Genomic DNA, 16,060 nt, shown 5'->3' with positions numbered 1-16,060 from the left:
AATCCACTGTTGATCGGAGCCCTGAACACAAAAGCGGGGAGAGAACCTTTTCTGGTCCTCTCCCCGCTTCTGCGAGACGGTGGAGCTGCCGGGAATCGAACCCGGGTCCTTCGCCGTGTCAGTAGGGCTTCTCCGTGTGCAGTTCGCTAAGCCTCTACTCGGATCTCTCGGTCACGCGAACAAGCCGAGATGACGATCCCAGTCGCTGTTGGATGTCCCACCGTGGTCCGCGACCGACCACAGTGGTGAGCTCTCTGAATGATGCCGGTACCCGGGGCGAGAGCTCACCCGGGCCGACAGACCAGCCTTCGCTTAGGCAGCGAGGGCGTAGTCGCGCTGATTTTTGTCGGCGCTTAATTGGTTGCTACGACGCTTACGGTGGTCTCTAGCCTGCACCGACACGCTTCCCCTACCTCAACAAACCAAGTCGAAACCGTTCAGCCCCTAGAGGTGCATCTTCAGTAGGATCCAGCCGCTGGCAGCGACCGGACAAACCATTGTAACAAGCCTGTCGCCCTTGTCATTCCTTTTGTCGGCCGACACCGTCGGGCGTGGCAGGCCGACCACACGAAAAGGGCCTCACCTCCACCTGCCGGCGGGGATGAGGCCCTCTTTCAAGAGTTCATCGAGCGACTACCTCGATCAATCTCTGCTTTCAGTTGTCGACCACAACCGTCCCGGTCTGCGACACCGCGTCGGCGGTATCGCTGTGCGACGTCGCATCGGCGAGCTGCAGAAGCCCAGCGGGTCCCTGCTGCGCCGCGTCCACGACCTCGGTGACCTTGTCAACGGTGTCGACGACCTTCTCGACGGTGTCGATGACAGGTTGGACCTTCTCGATGATCGGCGCGACGGTATCGGTCACCGTCTGCTTGATCGTGTCGAGGCGTTGCTCGGCCCGAGCAACGGTCCGGTCAATACCGTCGAACACCTGGTCCACCACGGCAGCACTCTGATCGATTGCCCCGGTCACATCGGTGACCTGGGTCTCGACCGCGGTGCCCCGAGCAAGGTTGTCGACCTCGTCGGTGAGCGCGTCGGCAACCTTGGGCAGTTGCCGAACAACTGCCGCGTTCACCTGTGCAACCGCAACTCCGGTGGTCACACCGTTGGCGACCGGATCGATCGTCGACGATGTTGCCTCCGCCGGAGTCGAAACAGCTTCGACACTTCCCGACGGTGCGCTGCTGACCGCAGACTCCCGAAGCCACGAACTCACGTAGTTCGTGCCGGTGAGACCGCTCTGGTCAGGATCGTTGAAGTAGCTGGTGTGCGAGATTCCCGGGTACCAGTACTCCGGGTGCGCCGCCATGAGCAGCACCCCGACGTTGTTGTGGACACCAAGGACCAACTCTTGCGCCACTTTCGCTTCCCAGGCGTCCGACACCTCTGTTGCAAATGTCGCCACACCGTAAACGGACTGCAAGACAACCAACGGGTCCTTGTAGTCCGGCACGGTGTAGTACGGATCGGTCGTCGCGGCGACCACATCGCCCAACGTCTCCGACGACAACATCCAATGCGGTGTTGTCACCACGTGGAGTCCGGTCAGCAACGCCGACCGCAGTGCAACTGACCCCAGATCCATCGTGATCTGTCCTGGATCGGTCGGGTCGATGTGGATCTGTTCAGCCACATTGGCACCGATCCGGACCACCTGAGCATTCTCGGGGATCGCACAGGCGAAATCGCCGGTCATACACAGGGACACAACGCGCCCGGTCAGCTCACCGAACCCGGAACCACGTCCCGATCCCATCCCGGCGCCGAGTGCGGCGTCCGAACTCGACGCAGCGGTCCGCGCACCGTTCAACGGCGCCGACAATCCTGGCGCACCCGGAACCAGATCTGCACCCGCACCCCGGTTGGGGTCGGAGATCAGGTAGACACCACGCACCTGCGATGCGGGTACGGGTCCGTTGCCTGCACCGATATCGGCCGCTACCCGATCGGCGATTTCCGCACCCTGGCTGTATCCGACAATCGCAATCTCGGTGTCGGATCCACATTGCTTTTCGATCTGGGCGATCTGCGCTTCCGTCGCCGCCACACCGGCATCCACTGATTGTGCATAGGGAGTGCCGTCCGACGTGTAGCCGAAGTCTGCGGGATACGGCACGTAGGTCGTCTGCATCGACCCTTCGGGCGCACCCCGCTCGGCATCCGCGATCACCGGGGCGAGAACGCCACTTTGATCATGCGGATCCCGACTCTTACTCGAATCCAGTGTTCCCGGGACCGCCACCACATGGAGGTCCGGGCAGTCGCTGATCGGTCGTGCCGACACGTTCGACTGAACCAGCGCCGGCACCACACCCATTGTCATGGTCGCCGCGAGAGAGGCGAACATCATCGCCACCACCGGGCGCCATCGACGATGCCGACGATCCGTCTGGATCGTGGCACCACCCCCGGCCCTAGATCGTTTTCGGGTCATTGTTCGAATGCTCCTGTTGAGGCTCACGTCCATATGGACTGTGCGCGTGGGACTTGTGCATTGCCCCCAACTCAGAGTCGGACCGGACCCACGGCCAGTTCTTCGTTAGTTAGGCAGCCCTAATCCTTCATGTGAATCGCCTGTATGACTCCTGTGGAAACTCTCCGGAGCTGAAAGGTACTGTTCACAGGGCATGAATCCCTATCCGGTCCGGATCCTGAACAAACCGGGCCGCAATCTGCACCGCCGGGGAACCATGTGACCTACGTCTCGTTTGATTGTGGAAACAATTGGCACAATCAACAATCATTTAGCTCTCCTACAGATCGGCAGAACCGAGGTTGGACGAAGTGACACCGAGCATCGCGACCCGCGACGCCCGCCTCGAGTTCGCCGCACGCTTTCGTTTGCTGCACGAGACCGCCGGATCTCCGGCCCTCAAAACCCTCGCCTCGCGCGCCTCCGCATCGCTGCTCACCGGAGATTCACCCCGTGCCGGTGCGGTCTCCCCACAACGGCTGTCGGATTGGCGAACCGGCCGCAATGTTCCCGCCAAGTTCGACGGGCTCGCGGCCACACTCCGCGTTCTGATCGCCGCCGCCCGGAAACGACGCCCGGAACCGCCGTCGCGCGGGCTCTACTCGATCGTCGAATGGCAGAACCTGTGGAACCAGGCATTGACCTCACCGGCCATCCCGGAAAAGGGCAAGGAAACCCGGTCGAAACCGATCGAGAAGCCTGCTTCCACGCGCCTGGACGTCTGTCCGTTCCCCGGGCTGACACCACTGTCGGATTCCGATACGGACTTCTATTTCGGCAGAGCCAAGGCGACCTCGATACTCGTCGAGCGATTCACCGCCAACCTCGGAACCCGACGACTGACATTTGTGGTCGGAGCGTCGGGTTCGGGTAAATCCTCGCTCCTGCAGGCCGGCTTTGCCGTGGCGATCGGCGCGGACTACACGGTCACCTCGATGACCCCGGGCTCACGACCCACACAGGCACTCACCGAAGCATTGGGTTCGGAGAGTGCCGCCACGCCGCGGGTACTGATCGTCGACCAGTTCGAAGAGGTCTTCACCAACTGCGACGATCTTGAGCGCTCGAAGTTCATCTCTATGCTGACCGAACTGCCCGACAGCGACCACTGCGAACCGGGCAACTGCGCGGGCGTCGTCGTCGCGGTGCGTTCTGACTTCTACCAGCAGTGTGTCGAACTCCCGGCCCTCACCGACTCGCTGGTACACAACCAGATGGTGCTCGGCCGGATGTCGCGTGCAGATCTGACTTCCGCCATCGTCGGTCCGGCGGGCGCGGTGGGACTCTCGGTGGCGGACGGACTGGTCGACGTCATCCTGTCCGACCTCGGTGTCACCTCGCGGAGTGCAACCGCGGTCCCCTCCGATCCAGGCGTGCTCCCCCTGATGGCGCACGCTCTGCACCGCACCTGGGAAGCCAGGTCCGGCGACGTCCTCACCCTCGCCGGATACCGCGAGACCGGTGGCGTCCACGGCGCCATCAGGCTCAGCGCCGAAGAGCGCTGGTCGCAGTTCACCGACGTCCAGCGCGAAGTCGCCCGCGACCTGCTGCTGCATATGGCCCACATCGGAGAGGACGGGCGCGGCACCCGGCGCCACGTCCCGACCGCCGAGCTGCGCAACCGCCATCCGCAGGCCCCGGCGATCCTCGACGCGCTCGGTCAGGCCCGCATCGTCGTCCACGACGAACGCGGGACCACCCTGGCCCACGAGGCCGTCATCGAGGCGTGGCCGCGCCTGTCGCAATGGCTCGACGACGACCGCGAAGACGTCTTGCGCAGACAGCGTATTGATGCCGATGCCCGCGAATGGCGAGCGGGCGACAACGACCGGTCGCTGCTCTACAGCGGCACCCGCCTGGCATCGGCGACCGGGTGGCAGAAGGACTCCCGCGGTCCGATCTCACCGATCACCGTCGAATTCCTCGATGCGGCCCGGGAATCCTCACGCCGGGGTTCCCGGTTGCGCCGCGGCCTGGTCTTGCTGCTGGTGGTCTTGCTGCTGACGACGGCAATGGCAGCGCTGGTCGCGGTGCAACAGCAGCGCCAGGCCGACGCCGACCGCTCCGATGCCCAGTTCAACGCGTTGCTGGCGCAGGCCGCGCTGACACAATCGGTCGATCCCACGGTCTCGGCCCGCCTGTCCCTGGCCGCCGCCGAGCAACGTCCCGACGACCCGCGGCCCAGCGCCTTGCTGATGGGAACCCAGACGTCGGCGCTGGCAAGCGTGGTGGACGGACACGAAGGTGCCGTGTACGACGTCGCCATCAACAACCGGAATCTGGTCGCGACGGCAAGCTACGACCGCACCATCCGGCTGTGGCAGGAGTCGGGAACCGGCCTGCCGACCCCGATGGGTCAGCCGCTGGCCGGACACCAGTCGTGGATCACCAGCGTCGAGTACTCCACCGACGGCGACACCCTGTTCTCCGGCGACGGCAACGGCCTCGTCCAGGTCTGGGACGTCACGGACCCGGCCAATGCTCATCTACGCGCGGGCACGCCCCTGACCGGACACACCGGGGCCGTCTATCAGATAGCCGTGCGCCCCGAAGCCGACGGCGTCACCCGCTGGATCGCCACCGCAGGCGACGACCACACCGCCCGCCTGTGGAATCTGGAGACCGGCCAGACGCAAGTCCTGGCCGGGCACAGCGATGCACTTCGCACCCTGGACTTCTCCCCCGACGGCAAGACCCTCGTCACCGGCAGCGACGACCGGACCGCAATCGTGTGGGACACCAGCGATCCGTCCGCCCCCGAGCAGCTCGGTGCGCCTCTGACCGGGTACGACGCCACCGTGCATGCGGTCAGATTCAGCCCGGACGGATCACTGCTGGCAACCGCGAGCGACGACCAGACCATCCGGATGTGGTCGATGTCCGACCGAACCGCACCCAGGGCCATGGGCGCACCCTCCGAAGCGCATACCGCAGCGATCTGGTCGCTCGAGTTCAATCACGACGGTTCACTGTTGGCAACGGCCAGCTGGGACGGCACGGCCAAGGTCTGGAGCCTGACCGACCCGGCCCGTCCGGTGCTTCTCGGTCAGCCGTTGACCGGAAGCAGTGGCGGTCTGACCACGGTCGCGTTCGGCGGTCCCGGCGGCCGCTTGATCACCGGGGGCCAGGACGGCGCCGTCCGGTTCTGGACGTTGCCTGCCGGAACCGTCCTCGGCCACACGGGCCGCGTCGCGCAACCGGCGTTCAACGCATCCGGGTCATTGATGGCAACGGGATCGCGCGATGGCACGGTGCGGATGTGGGACACCACCGAGGGCACCGCCCCGCGCCCGATAGCCCTGTTGGTCGACCCGGCCGGACCGCAGGAGGTCGAGACCATCGCATTGTCCGGGGACGGACGCACGTTGGCGTACACCGGTGTGGGAACCGGCCAGGTACGCCTGTGGGATGTCGCCGACCCGGCCTCCCCGCGACCGCTCGGTGCGCCGCTGAACTCCCGCGCGCGGTATACCCACGGGCTGGCCTTCTCCCCTGACTCGATGTCGTTGGCGACCGCCTCCGATGATCAGAGCGTGCAGATCTGGAACCTGACCGACCGACGCAAGCCGGTCGCCGCGGGAGCGCCGCTGACCGGGCCTCAGGGCTGGATCAATGATGTGGCGTTCTCACCGGATGGGCGCTATCTGGCCGCCGCCAGCAGCGACAAGAATCTGCACCTGTGGGACCTGCAGAGGGGCGCCCCGCTGTCGCAGGTCTACCCGGGGCACAGTGGGCCCATCAACGCGGTGGCGATCAGTCCGGACTCACAGTGGGTGGCGACCGGCAGCGACGATCAGACCGTTCGGCTCTGGAATCTCGACGCCCCTGATTCGAATCCGGTGAAGGTGACCGGACACGAGTCGACAGTGCGTTCGGTGACCTTCGACCCGAGTGGCTCCATGCTCGCCACGGGCAGCGACGACCAGACCGTGCGCATGTGGGACCTGCGCCAGATGACCCATCCCACCGCGATCGGCCGGACGGTGACGCCGCCGGGCACCGTGCGCTGGAAAGTCGCGTTCAGCCCGGACGGCAAACATCTGGCAGGCGCTGGTGAGAACGGCGCGCTGCGCTGGTGGACCCATCAGGTGACGGCCGACGCCGGGCTCTGTCAGGCCACGGCAGGCGGGATGACCGAGAGCAAGTGGAAAGACCTCTTGCCCGACATCCCCTACCGACAGACGTGCTCGGGGTTCGAATCGGTGCCGGACTGAGATCGGGCGAAGGGCCGAGGCCTCGACCGTAGGTCAGCGCATACCCTTCACGCGACGGCCCAACTCCCGGGTGACCTCGCGTTCGGCGTCGCGTTTGGCCAGATCGTGGCGCTTGTCGTGGGCCTGCTTGCCTCTCGCAAGCGCCAATTCGACCTTCACCTTGCCGTCGTTGAAGTACATCGACAGCGGCACCAGGGTCAGGTTTCCGTCCCGGATCTTGCCGACCAGGCCGTCGATCTCCTTGCGATGCAACAACAATTTGCGACTGCGTCGCGGTGCATGGTTGGTCCAGGAACCGTTGCCGTATTCCGGGATGTGCAGTCCGCGGAGCCAGACCTCACCGTTGTCGACAGTCGCGAACGCGTCCACCAACGAGGCTTTTCCCTCGCGCAGGCTCTTCACCTCGGTGCCCAGCAGTGCAACACCGGCTTCATAGGTGTCGAGGATGGCGTAGTTGTGCCGCGCCTTACGGTTCGTGGCAATTGCCTTGCGGCCCTTTTCCTTCATCCTCGTCACCTACTCTCAGTTCGTCGATCACATCGGCGCCTGGCGGCGTCGTCGATGGCCCCGCAACAATACACAGCAGCAGGCGGGGGTGTCGCATCCTTATTCGCGGACGTAGAACCGCAACGTCGCGTAGGCGGTCAGACTCGACATCACCACACCGATGATGACCAGCCACGGCGCAACGAACAGCACGTCCGAGATCTCGATCTTGGCGAGAATGTTGACCCCGTACAGGTCCTCGAGCGCCTTGTCGAAGAACAGCACCTTCGCCCCGAAGAGTCCGCCGATCGCCAGCAACGAACCCACCAGTGTCGCGATCACCGCCTCGAGCAGAAATGGCAGCTGGGTGTACCAGCGGGTGGCACCCACCAACCGCATGATGCCCACCTCGGTTCGGCGGGTGTAGGCGGCCACCTGCACGGTGTTCGCGATCAACAGGATCGCGGCGATCGCCTGGACGAGGGCGATCGTGAATGCGGCGTTGCGGGCACCGTCGAGCACGCTGAAGATCCGGCTCACCAGTTCTCGCTGGTCCAGGACGCTGTCCACGCCTTCGGCATCGCGGAACTCGTCGAGCACGGCTCCGAACTGGTCCGGATCGGCCATGCGGACCTTGAACGACGCGGGCAACGTGTCCTCGCGGACCAGCGCGGCGATGTCCGGGTTGTTGGCGAAGGTCTTGGTCGTGGCGTCACGGAATGCCGCGGCCCGGTCGATGTATTGCACCGAGTCGACCCCGTCGGCCGCCTCGATCTGTTCCCGCAGCGTCAGGCACGGCGCGCTCTGGCAGTTCGGATCGGCATCGGTCACCTGATCGGAGATGAAGATCTGCATCTCCACCCGATCGAGAAAGATGTCCTGGGTCTTGTCGGCCATCTGGACCACCATCAGACCGGCACCGAACATGCCCAGGGTGATGGCGGTGGTGATGATCATGGCCATGGTCATGGTGATATTGCGGCGCAGTCCGTTGAGGACCTCGCTCAATATGAAACTCGCACGCATGTGAGTTGGGGTGTCCTCCCGGTCGGGACTGCAAAAAGTGACGTCTTGACTGATTACACGGGTCGAGCACCGCTGCGCTTCATCTCCGCGGCGGGCTACGGGCTACTCAGCCGCCGAGGCCGTACACGCCGTGCTCGTCGTCGCGGGCAAGGCGGCCGTTGCTGAACTCGAGGACCCGGCGGCGCATCGAATCGACGATCGCCCGGTCGTGGGTTGCCATCACGACGGTGGTCCCACGGCGGTTCACCCGGTCGAGGACCTCGACGATCTCTCGACTGGTGTCGGGATCGAGGTTTCCGGTCGGCTCGTCGGCAAGCAGGAGCAGAGGCCGGTTCGCGATGGCGCGGGCGATCGCCACGCGCTGCATCTCACCGCCGGAGAGCTCGTATGGCATGCGGTCGGCCTTGCCGGACAGTCCGACGTAGTCGAGGACCTCGGGCACCACCTTGTCGACGGTGCTGCGCGGCTTTCCGATGACCTCGAGGGCAAACGCCACGTTCTCGGCCACCGACTTCTGCTGCAACAGCCGGAAGTCCTGGAACACACATCCCACGGACTGCCGGAGCTTCGGCACCTTGCGGCTGGGCAGCTTGTTGACGTGGAAGTCGCCGACGTAGACATCACCCGTGGTGGGCTTGTCTTCTTTCAGGAGCAAACGAAAGAACGTCGACTTGCCCGAGCCGGAGGGCCCGATGAGGAAAGTGAAATCGCCTTTGTCGACGTCGAGGGACAAATCCCGCAGTGCGGGCCTGGTCGATGCCTTGTACTGCATCGTCACATTCTTGACGCTGATCACGGTCTGCCAGTGTAACCACGGATGTGTCGCAACCCGCTCAGGCGGGCCCGGCCGGGCCGGGCGCAGTTCCCGACAACCCGATTCACGGGGCGATACTCATCGTCGGCAATTCCAGGCCGGGCAGCAGTCCACGCGTCGACTGTGATGTCGATGCCGGCGGTGGCAGCGTTTCGGTCTGCTGACCGTTTCGCTCTTGCTCTGGCGTCTCGACGGTTTGATCGGTCTGACCGTTCTGCCCGGTCTGATCGGTCTCGGGGGTCGTGGTGGTCGACTGTTCTTGTGTGGACTCCGGAGTTTCGCTGTACTCCGATTCCGGCACGGGGGTCTCGGTCACCGGAGTGGTGGGTCGCGACTGTTGCAACTGCTCCGCCGTGGCCTGGCGTTTCTGCTCGTCCAGCTGTTGGTAATGCTCCACTCGCTCGCCGTAAAGGAACAGCGCTGCCAGGAACAGCAACCCCAGGGCAACAGTGGTGGTCCGGACCTTCCCGTGGAACAACCGTCGCGGAATGCGTTCCCACAACGACTTTTTCGGCGGGGCCTGCTGTGCGGCAGTGGGGTTGGTCGGTGTCTGGTCGCTCATCGGCTTGCCTCCTCGACAACGGCGGGATCCACCGCGCTGGTTTCGATGACCGATCCGGGTGCGAGCGCGATACCGGCCCGGCTGAGCGCCCGAACGAGCCGCGATCGCAGGTCACGACTGACCTCGAACTGGCGACCGGGCAATGTTCGCGCCACGATCCGCACGGTCACCGTGTCGACCTCGATGTCGATGACCCCCATCGCGGTGGGTTCGTCGAGCAGCAACTTGCCCATGCGGGTGTCGCTGAACGCCTGCTGCCCGATCTGGGCGATCAGATCGTTGACGCGGCCCATGTCGACCCCGATCGGTAGCGGGATGTCGACAACCGACCTGGCCCAGTCCTTCGACAGGTTGACGGCCTTGACGATCTGCCCGTTGGGAATCGTGATCATCTCACCGTCGGCCGAGCGCAGCTTGGTGATCCGCAGGGTGACATCTTCGACGGTGCCGTCTGCCGGTTCCGCGGAACCCACGATCGCCAGACTGACGACGTCACCGAATCCGTACTGCTTCTCGGTGATGATGAAGAATCCCGAGAGCAGGTCCTGCACGATGCGCTGCGCACCGAAACCGAGGGCCGCACCAAGCACTGTTGCCGGCGCCACGAACCCGGTGATGGGGACATTGAACTCGCGGATGATGTTGAATCCCGCCACGATATAAACGATCGCGATGGCACCCCACGCGATCACCTGCGCGACGGAATGGCGGTGTTTGATCGCCTCCGATCGCACCAGGGCGTCGGATTCGGTGAAACCCGCGTCGATCCGGCTGGTGACCTTGTCGACCATCCACTGGATGAACCGGGTCACCAACAGAGCCCCGATCACCCAGAGCAGGATCGATAGGCCCTGCAGGGACAGCACCTTGATCAATCGATCCGAGCCGGCCAAACCGTCCGGCGAAGCCGTGACAAGCGCGCTGAAGTCATGCATCACTCGGGTGGTCCTCCAGGTCGTGTGATGGCGGCGGCGGCTGCGAGATCTCCGACGATCGGGTGGCCGTCAGATTCAGGCGCTCGCGTTCTGCGCCATCCTCCACCGGATACCCGACTCGATGAATCCGTCGATGTCACCATCGAGAACCGCGGTCGGGTTGTTGACCTCGTATTCGGTCCGCAGGTCTTTGACCATCTGGTACGGATGCAGCACATATGACCGCATCTGGTTGCCCCAGCTGGACCCACCGTCGCCCTTGAGAGCGTCCATCTCGGCGCGCTCTTCTTTGCGTTTACGTTCGAGAAGCTTTGCCTGCAGCACGCGCATGGCGGCTGCCTTGTTCTGCAATTGGCTCTTCTCGTTCTGACAAGTCACCACGATACCGGTCGGAATGTGTGTGAGCCGTACAGCGGAGTCCGTAGTGTTCACAGACTGCCCACCGGGGCCGGACGATCGGTAAACATCAACGCGCAGTTCGGTTTCCGGGATGTCGATGTGATCTGTGGTTTCGACCACAGGGAGCACCTCAACCTCGGCGAACGACGTCTGGCGGCGTCCTTGGTTGTCGAACGGGCTGATCCGCACCAGCCGGTGGGTCCCCATTTCAATGGAGAGTGTGCCGTACATGTACGGCCCCTTCACGGCGAACGTCGCGGACTTGAGGCCGGCTTCTTCGGCGTAGGAGGTGTCGTAGACCTCCACCTTGTGATCGTGCTTCTCGGCCCATCGGATGTACATGCGCATCAGCATCTCGGCCCAGTCGGCGGCGTCCACGCCACCGGCGCCGGACCGGATGTTGACGAGCGCATCACGGTGGTCGTACTCACCGGCGAGCATGGTCTTGACTTCCATCGCCTCGATATCGGCACGCAGTGAGGCACGCTCGGCATCGGCATCGGCGAGCGCCTCGACCTGGGAGTCGCCTTCTTCGGATTCGGCCAGCTCGTAGAGCAGCGGCATGTCCTCGACACGCTGGCGCAATTCGGAGACGCGCCGCAGTTCGGTCTGCGCGTGCGAGAGCTCGCTGGTCACCTTTTGGGCGTGATCCTGGTTGTTCCACAGCTCCGGATCGGCGGCCTGATGCTCGAGTTCGTCGATCCGTCGCCGGAGCTCCTCGAGATCGAGAACCTTCTCCACTGTGGTCAGGGTCGAATCGAGGGAGTCGAGGTCTGCTGAAACGTCTGGATGCACGATCACTCAGGCTACCGGTCCAACGGACAGAGTCCTATCTGCGCAGTTCTCAGTCTTTGCGCAGGTTGGGTCCCGCGCCGCCGGGTTCGTCGCCGATCGGGCCCGCGATCTCCCACGTCGTCTCGGCTTTGCCCGGCTTGTAGGTCACCGGGATCTCGTCGCCGATCGACGGCCAGCTCATCGCCATGGTGACCACAAATCGGCCGTAGACGTCGGTCGGAGGTGTGTCCGGGCCGGTGATCGTTCCCGAGACCGTGCAGAAGACCTGGTTGTTCTTGTCCCCTTCGACGGGTTTGTCGGACACGCCCGTCACCTTCAGCGTGCCGGGCACGCGGTTCACGAAACGCGGGTCCCCGGGGGCGCCGCCGGTCGGCTGACCCGGCCGCGAGCGACGCCACTGGATCAGGACGGCGCCGAGCATCGCCGCGAACATGAGGATGATGATGATCTCGAACATGGCCGGTTGGCTCCTGGAGTGGTGGGGTCGGTGGGTTCCAGGTTAGTGCCGGGTAGCGTGGCAAATCGTGACCGACTCAAGTGGATTGCCGAATGTTTCGAGCGACCTGGAGCTCGCGTTGTCGCTGGCCGAACTCGCCGACATCATCACCCTCGACCGGTTCGGCGCCATCGACCTGCAGGTTGATTCCAAGCCGGATCTGACGCCGGTTTCCGATGCCGATCTGGCGGTCGAGACCAGCCTGCGCGATGAACTCCGCCAGATTCGGCCGGATGACGCGGTCCTCGGTGAAGAGTTCGGTGGCGATGTGGCCCTGACCGGACGCCAATGGGTGATCGATCCGATCGACGGCACCAAGAACTTCGTCCGCGGTGTTCCGGTCTGGGCAACCCTGATCTCACTGCTCGTCGACGGGGTCCCACAGGTCGGCGTGGTCAGCGCACCCGCGCTCGGCCGTCGCTGGTGGGCCGCCGCCGGGGACGGTGCCTTCGCCCAGTCCCCCGACGGTTCGGTCCGGCGTATCCAGGTGTCGCAAGTGTCCGACCTCGCCTCGGCGAGCCTGGCCTTCTCGAGCCTGTCGGGCTGGCGCGACCGGGGTATCCGTGACGAGTTCATCGATCTCACCGACACCGTGTGGCGGGTTCGGGGTTATGGCGACTTCTACAACTACTGTCTGGTCGCCGAAGGCGCGGTGGACATCGCCGCCGAGCCGGAGGTGTCACTGTGGGATCTGGCCGCACTCGACATCCTGGTTCGTGAGGCCGGCGGCGCATTCACCGGCCTCGACGGCGTCAACGGCCCGCATCAGGGCAGCGCGCTGGCCTCCAACGGGATCCTGCAGTCGCAGGTTCTGGCCGCGCTGACTTCTGACTGACGTCTTTCCGGCGCATACTTGATCTCATGCAGATCACACATTTTGGGCATTCCTGCATCCTCGTCGATCTCGACGGCACCAAGGTTTTGTTCGATCCGGGCAACTTCTCGCACGGATTCACCGGTGTCACCGGCCTCGACGCCATCTTGATCACCCATCAGCATCCCGATCACGTCGACGTGGCGGCATTGCCGGATCTGGTGGCAGGCAACCCCGATGCGGTGCTGTACGCCGATCCCCAGACCACCGCACAGCTCAACGGCGACGACGTCGCAGGTACCTGGACCGCCGCCCACCCGGGTGACGAGTTCACGATCGGCGAGCTCACCGCACGCATCACAGGCGGCACCCACGCGGTGATCCACCCGGACATCCCCACCATCGACAACGTGGCATTCCTGCTGGGCGACAACAAGAATCCGGCACAGCTCATGCATCCGGGCGATTCGCTGTTCATCCCCGACGAGAAGGTCGATGTACTCGCGATGCCGGCGATGGCTCCGTGGATGAAGATCAGCGAGGCCATTGATTACCTCCGCGCAGTGAGCCCGCGCCTGAGTTTCCCGATCCACCAGGGCCTGCTGTCGAATGCCGGACTGAAGTTGCACTACGCACGACTGTCCGAAATGAGCGATCCGGCAACGGAATTCATCGTCCTCCCCGATGAGGACGCGCTCACACTCACCTGATCGATGTCGGCGATGAGGGCGCTGCCCACTCGATCCATCGGCGTACCCTTGATGAGATGCAGATCACACATTTTGGGCATTCCTGCATCCTCGTCGATCTCGACGGCACCAAGGTTTTGTTCGATCCGGGCAACTTCTCGCACGGATTCACCGGTGTCACCGGCCTCGACGCCATCTTGATCACCCATCAGCATCCCGATCACGTCGACGTGGCGGCATTGCCGGATCTGGTGGCAGGCAACCCCGATGCGGTGCTGTACGCCGATCCCCAGACCACCGCACAGCTCAACGGCGACGACGTCGCAGGTACCTGGACCGCCGCCCACCCGGGTGACGAGTTCACGATCGGCGAGCTCACCGCACGCATCACAGGCGGCACCCACGCGGTGATCCACCCGGACATCCCCACCATCGACAACGTGGCATTCCTGCTGGGCGACAACAAGAATCCGGCACAGCTCATGCATCCGGGCGATTCGCTGTTCATCCCCGACGAGAAGGTCGATGTACTCGCGATGCCGGCGATGGCTCCGTGGATGAAGATCAGCGAGGTCGTGGACTACGTGCGCGCGGTGAACCCACGTCTGAGCTTTCCGATCCACCAGGGCATGCTGAACGACGCGGGAATGGGCCTGTACCGGAAACGGCTGACCGATCTGAAATATCCCACAACAGAATTCACCGTTCTACCGGACGAGGATGCACTGACGGTCACATAGGGACGCTCAGCTAAACCACATCGGGGAAGATGCCACTACCGGCGAGTTGATCGACCACGCGGGCGATTCCGTAGAGCACCCAGAGTGCTACGACGGCGATGAGGATGGGATTGCGCAGCACCCGAACGACCTGTGTCATCGGGCGCTTTCGCACTTGCAACACGGCAACCGCGATCACAAACGCGGCGACGGCGATCAAGCTGATCGGGCCGAAGAGGTTGTACGAGAAGGCGTCGGCGAAGTGTCCGTGTGTCGCAGCGGTCCAGCTGCGGGTCAGACCACAACCGGGACAGGGCAGTCCGGTCACCAGCCGCATCGGGCACATCGTGGGACCGGAGGTACTCATCGCCGGGGTGACGGCGAATGCTGTGACGATCGCCGCGGCACCGACGCCGGCCGCGACCCGAACAGCTCGTTCGGGTCGCCGTCGGGTCGGCAACGTCGGCAAGGCCGTCACTTCAGCGGCAGGCCGTCCGAGTCGGGAACCTTGCGCATCGCGATGAGCACGATGTCGATGAGCGTCCATATGCCCAGCCCACCACAGGTGAGGAGCTTGGCAACTCCCAGGCCGGTGTATCCGAGGTAGAAGCGGTCGATACCGAAACCACCCACGAATACCGAGATAAGCAGGGCGGTCAGCCACTCCTTCGAGGAGAACAGACCGGGTACCTGCGATACCGGGAACCAGCTGCTGTTCTGGGTACGAATCTGGGTCTCGGGCTTGACCTGACCGGACCGGACCAACCCGGCCAGATCCTGGTAGCCCATCGGACCCTGTTCCTGACCGAACAGCGAAACGATGAATGTGTCGTTCTGAGGACCGCCCACTGGCTGGGGCGGGGGCGGCGGAAAGCCGGGAGGAGGTTGCGTCATGGGGGAACACTAAGCCACGGAAGGTGCAGTTGGACACCCTGAAACGAAAAATGTCATTGATTGAATGACGCCGTAGGATCACTAGCCTGACCAGCGACGATAGGAAGAACACTTCATTCTTGCGACGAGCCCTCCGGCCGCGGGACTCAGCGGGGCGCGATGACGCCCCGGTCGCCGATCTCGGCACGGACATCGATGACTCTCCCGGACAGCAACCAGCCGGACGGTCCGCGTCGCCACTCGTCCCGGTACTCGCCGAGACATTCGTACGTCACCCCGGCAAGATCTCCGAGGCCGCAGTGAAAGGCCCGGAAGTACGATCGCGTACTTGCCGCGTCACCGTCGATCTCGACCTCGATGTTGCCGAGCAGATGTTGAGTGGCACCGCAGACGTCGAGGTGGGAGCGAACGCGGGCGACCACCTCGGTCGCCCCGGTCCGGCCGTAAGCCATGGCGTCCTCCGCGAGCGCCGCGGCGAACCCCGGCCAGTCTTTGCTGTCGAGCAAGGTGGCCACGTGGTGCAGACTGTCGATGATCTCGAAGCGATCGCGAAGAAAGTCGGGCATGGCTTCATCTTCCTCGGCGAGCCGGTGACGTCGGCCCTGCTGTCCCGCTCATCGAGACATTTCGGGAGCATCTGACGAGGTGGGCCCCTGCGCGTGCCGCAGCACCGCCGTCACCAAGTGCCGGCGAACCAGGCGAAAACCGGGGGCGTGACAAACCTCCTTACTCCAGAGTAAG

The 16,060-nt window shown here is 64.1% G+C and carries 15 protein-coding genes and 1 other RNA gene; 4 read left to right on the top strand and 12 right to left on the bottom strand.

What is annotated here, in order from left to right; translation table 11 throughout:
* Window positions 1-77 precede the first annotated feature (77 nt).
* Both ssrA and AC56PL_RS04035 read right to left on the bottom strand, forming a co-directional pair.
* Window positions 78-445: a transfer-messenger RNA gene (gene ssrA, locus AC56PL_RS04040) on the bottom strand.
* A gap of 210 nt (window positions 446-655) precedes the next feature.
* Entirely contained in the window at window positions 656-2,353 is a 1,698-nt protein-coding gene (locus AC56PL_RS04035) for a cutinase family protein (protein WP_497153056.1), read from the bottom strand.
* Window positions 2,354-2,787: 434 nt separating this feature from the next.
* Between AC56PL_RS04035 and AC56PL_RS04030 the strand changes: the two genes are divergently transcribed.
* The gene (locus AC56PL_RS04030) at window positions 2,788-6,690 is read left to right on the top strand and encodes a WD40 repeat domain-containing protein (RefSeq protein ID WP_497153055.1); all 3,903 of its coding nucleotides are present in this window, start codon (window positions 2,788-2,790) and stop codon (window positions 6,688-6,690) included.
* Between the two features lie 33 nt (window positions 6,691-6,723).
* Here AC56PL_RS04030 and smpB read toward each other — a convergent pair whose 3' ends face one another.
* From smpB to AC56PL_RS03995, 7 genes are all read right to left on the bottom strand, one after another.
* Window positions 6,724-7,197, bottom strand: coding sequence for an SsrA-binding protein SmpB (gene smpB / locus AC56PL_RS04025; RefSeq protein WP_495515097.1), 474 nt, complete (start codon window positions 7,195-7,197; stop codon window positions 6,724-6,726).
* Window positions 7,198-7,296: 99 nt separating this feature from the next.
* On the bottom strand, window positions 7,297-8,202 hold the full coding sequence (gene ftsX / locus AC56PL_RS04020) for a permease-like cell division protein FtsX (protein WP_495515096.1): 906 nt from the start codon (window positions 8,200-8,202) through the stop codon (window positions 7,297-7,299).
* 106 nt (window positions 8,203-8,308) lie between these two features.
* Window positions 8,309-8,998 (bottom strand): cell division ATP-binding protein FtsE, encoded by a 690-nt coding sequence (gene ftsE / locus AC56PL_RS04015; RefSeq protein WP_495515095.1) that lies wholly within the window; start codon window positions 8,996-8,998, stop codon window positions 8,309-8,311.
* Between the two features lie 82 nt (window positions 8,999-9,080).
* Window positions 9,081-9,578 carry an Rv3103c transmembrane domain-containing protein gene (locus tag AC56PL_RS04010; RefSeq protein WP_495515094.1) on the bottom strand — a complete coding sequence of 166 codons (498 nt, stop codon included), beginning with the start codon at window positions 9,576-9,578 and terminating at the stop codon, window positions 9,081-9,083.
* Window positions 9,575-10,513 (bottom strand): mechanosensitive ion channel domain-containing protein, encoded by a 939-nt coding sequence (locus tag AC56PL_RS04005; RefSeq protein ID WP_495515093.1) that lies wholly within the window; start codon window positions 10,511-10,513, stop codon window positions 9,575-9,577. Before AC56PL_RS04005 ends, AC56PL_RS04010 begins: the two co-directional genes overlap by 4 nt.
* A gap of 75 nt (window positions 10,514-10,588) precedes the next feature.
* The gene (gene prfB / locus AC56PL_RS04000; RefSeq protein WP_497153054.1) at window positions 10,589-11,707 is read right to left on the bottom strand and encodes a peptide chain release factor 2; all 1,119 of its coding nucleotides are present in this window, start codon (window positions 11,705-11,707) and stop codon (window positions 10,589-10,591) included.
* Window positions 11,708-11,756: 49 nt separating this feature from the next.
* On the bottom strand, window positions 11,757-12,164 hold the full coding sequence (locus AC56PL_RS03995; RefSeq protein ID WP_495515091.1) for a hypothetical protein: 408 nt from the start codon (window positions 12,162-12,164) through the stop codon (window positions 11,757-11,759).
* Between the two features lie 64 nt (window positions 12,165-12,228).
* On the opposite strand from AC56PL_RS03995, the gene hisN reads away from it, so the two are divergent.
* The 3 genes from hisN to AC56PL_RS03980 are packed head-to-tail and all read left to right on the top strand — an operon-like array spanning window position 12,229 to window position 14,446.
* The gene (gene hisN / locus AC56PL_RS03990) at window positions 12,229-13,038 is read left to right on the top strand and encodes a histidinol-phosphatase (protein ID WP_495516035.1); all 810 of its coding nucleotides are present in this window, start codon (window positions 12,229-12,231) and stop codon (window positions 13,036-13,038) included.
* 26 nt (window positions 13,039-13,064) lie between these two features.
* On the top strand, window positions 13,065-13,727 hold the full coding sequence (locus tag AC56PL_RS03985) for an MBL fold metallo-hydrolase (protein ID WP_497153053.1): 663 nt from the start codon (window positions 13,065-13,067) through the stop codon (window positions 13,725-13,727).
* 56 nt (window positions 13,728-13,783) lie between these two features.
* Window positions 13,784-14,446 (top strand): MBL fold metallo-hydrolase, encoded by a 663-nt coding sequence (locus AC56PL_RS03980; protein WP_497153052.1) that lies wholly within the window; start codon window positions 13,784-13,786, stop codon window positions 14,444-14,446.
* 10 nt (window positions 14,447-14,456) lie between these two features.
* On the opposite strand, the gene AC56PL_RS03975 is transcribed toward AC56PL_RS03980, so the two are convergent.
* The 3 genes from AC56PL_RS03975 to AC56PL_RS03965 form a co-directional block, all read right to left on the bottom strand.
* On the bottom strand, window positions 14,457-14,903 hold the full coding sequence (locus AC56PL_RS03975) for a DUF2752 domain-containing protein (RefSeq protein ID WP_497153051.1): 447 nt from the start codon (window positions 14,901-14,903) through the stop codon (window positions 14,457-14,459).
* Window positions 14,900-15,319: an NINE protein gene (locus AC56PL_RS03970; protein ID WP_495515087.1), complete on the bottom strand. Its 420-nt coding sequence runs from the start codon at window positions 15,317-15,319 to the stop codon at window positions 14,900-14,902. The genes AC56PL_RS03975 and AC56PL_RS03970 overlap by 4 nt, the downstream gene beginning before the upstream one ends.
* Window positions 15,320-15,465: 146 nt before the next feature.
* On the bottom strand, window positions 15,466-15,885 hold the full coding sequence (locus tag AC56PL_RS03965) for a nuclear transport factor 2 family protein (RefSeq protein ID WP_495515086.1): 420 nt from the start codon (window positions 15,883-15,885) through the stop codon (window positions 15,466-15,468).
* Window positions 15,886-16,060 lie beyond the last annotated feature (175 nt).

Source organism: Williamsia sp. Y721, from assembly GCF_059683565.1.
Note: the sequence above shows the minus strand (reverse complement) of the source record. Positions and strands in the feature narration are given on the sequence as shown.

Bases quoted from the DNA above. Each gene is read 5' to 3' on its own strand.
- AC56PL_RS03995 (WP_495515091.1), bottom strand. From the start codon at position 12,164: ATGTTCGAGATCATCATCATCCTCATGTTCGCGGCGATGCTCGGCGCC.
- AC56PL_RS04035 (WP_497153056.1), bottom strand. From the start codon at position 2,353: ATGATGTTCGCCTCTCTCGCGGCGACCATGACAATGGGTGTGGTGCCG.
- AC56PL_RS03970 (WP_495515087.1), bottom strand. From the start codon at position 15,319: ATGACGCAACCTCCTCCCGGCTTTCCGCCGCCCCCGCCCCAGCCAGTG.
- AC56PL_RS03965 (WP_495515086.1), bottom strand. From the start codon at position 15,885: ATGCCCGACTTTCTTCGCGATCGCTTCGAGATCATCGACAGTCTGCAC.
- AC56PL_RS03980 (WP_497153052.1), top strand. From the start codon at position 13,784: ATGCAGATCACACATTTTGGGCATTCCTGCATCCTCGTCGATCTCGAC.
- smpB (WP_495515097.1), bottom strand. From the start codon at position 7,197: ATGAAGGAAAAGGGCCGCAAGGCAATTGCCACGAACCGTAAGGCGCGG.
- ftsX (WP_495515096.1), bottom strand. From the start codon at position 8,202: ATGCGTGCGAGTTTCATATTGAGCGAGGTCCTCAACGGACTGCGCCGC.
- AC56PL_RS04005 (WP_495515093.1), bottom strand. From the start codon at position 10,513: ATGCATGACTTCAGCGCGCTTGTCACGGCTTCGCCGGACGGTTTGGCC.
- AC56PL_RS04010 (WP_495515094.1), bottom strand. From the start codon at position 9,578: ATGAGCGACCAGACACCGACCAACCCCACTGCCGCACAGCAGGCCCCG.
- AC56PL_RS03985 (WP_497153053.1), top strand. From the start codon at position 13,065: ATGCAGATCACACATTTTGGGCATTCCTGCATCCTCGTCGATCTCGAC.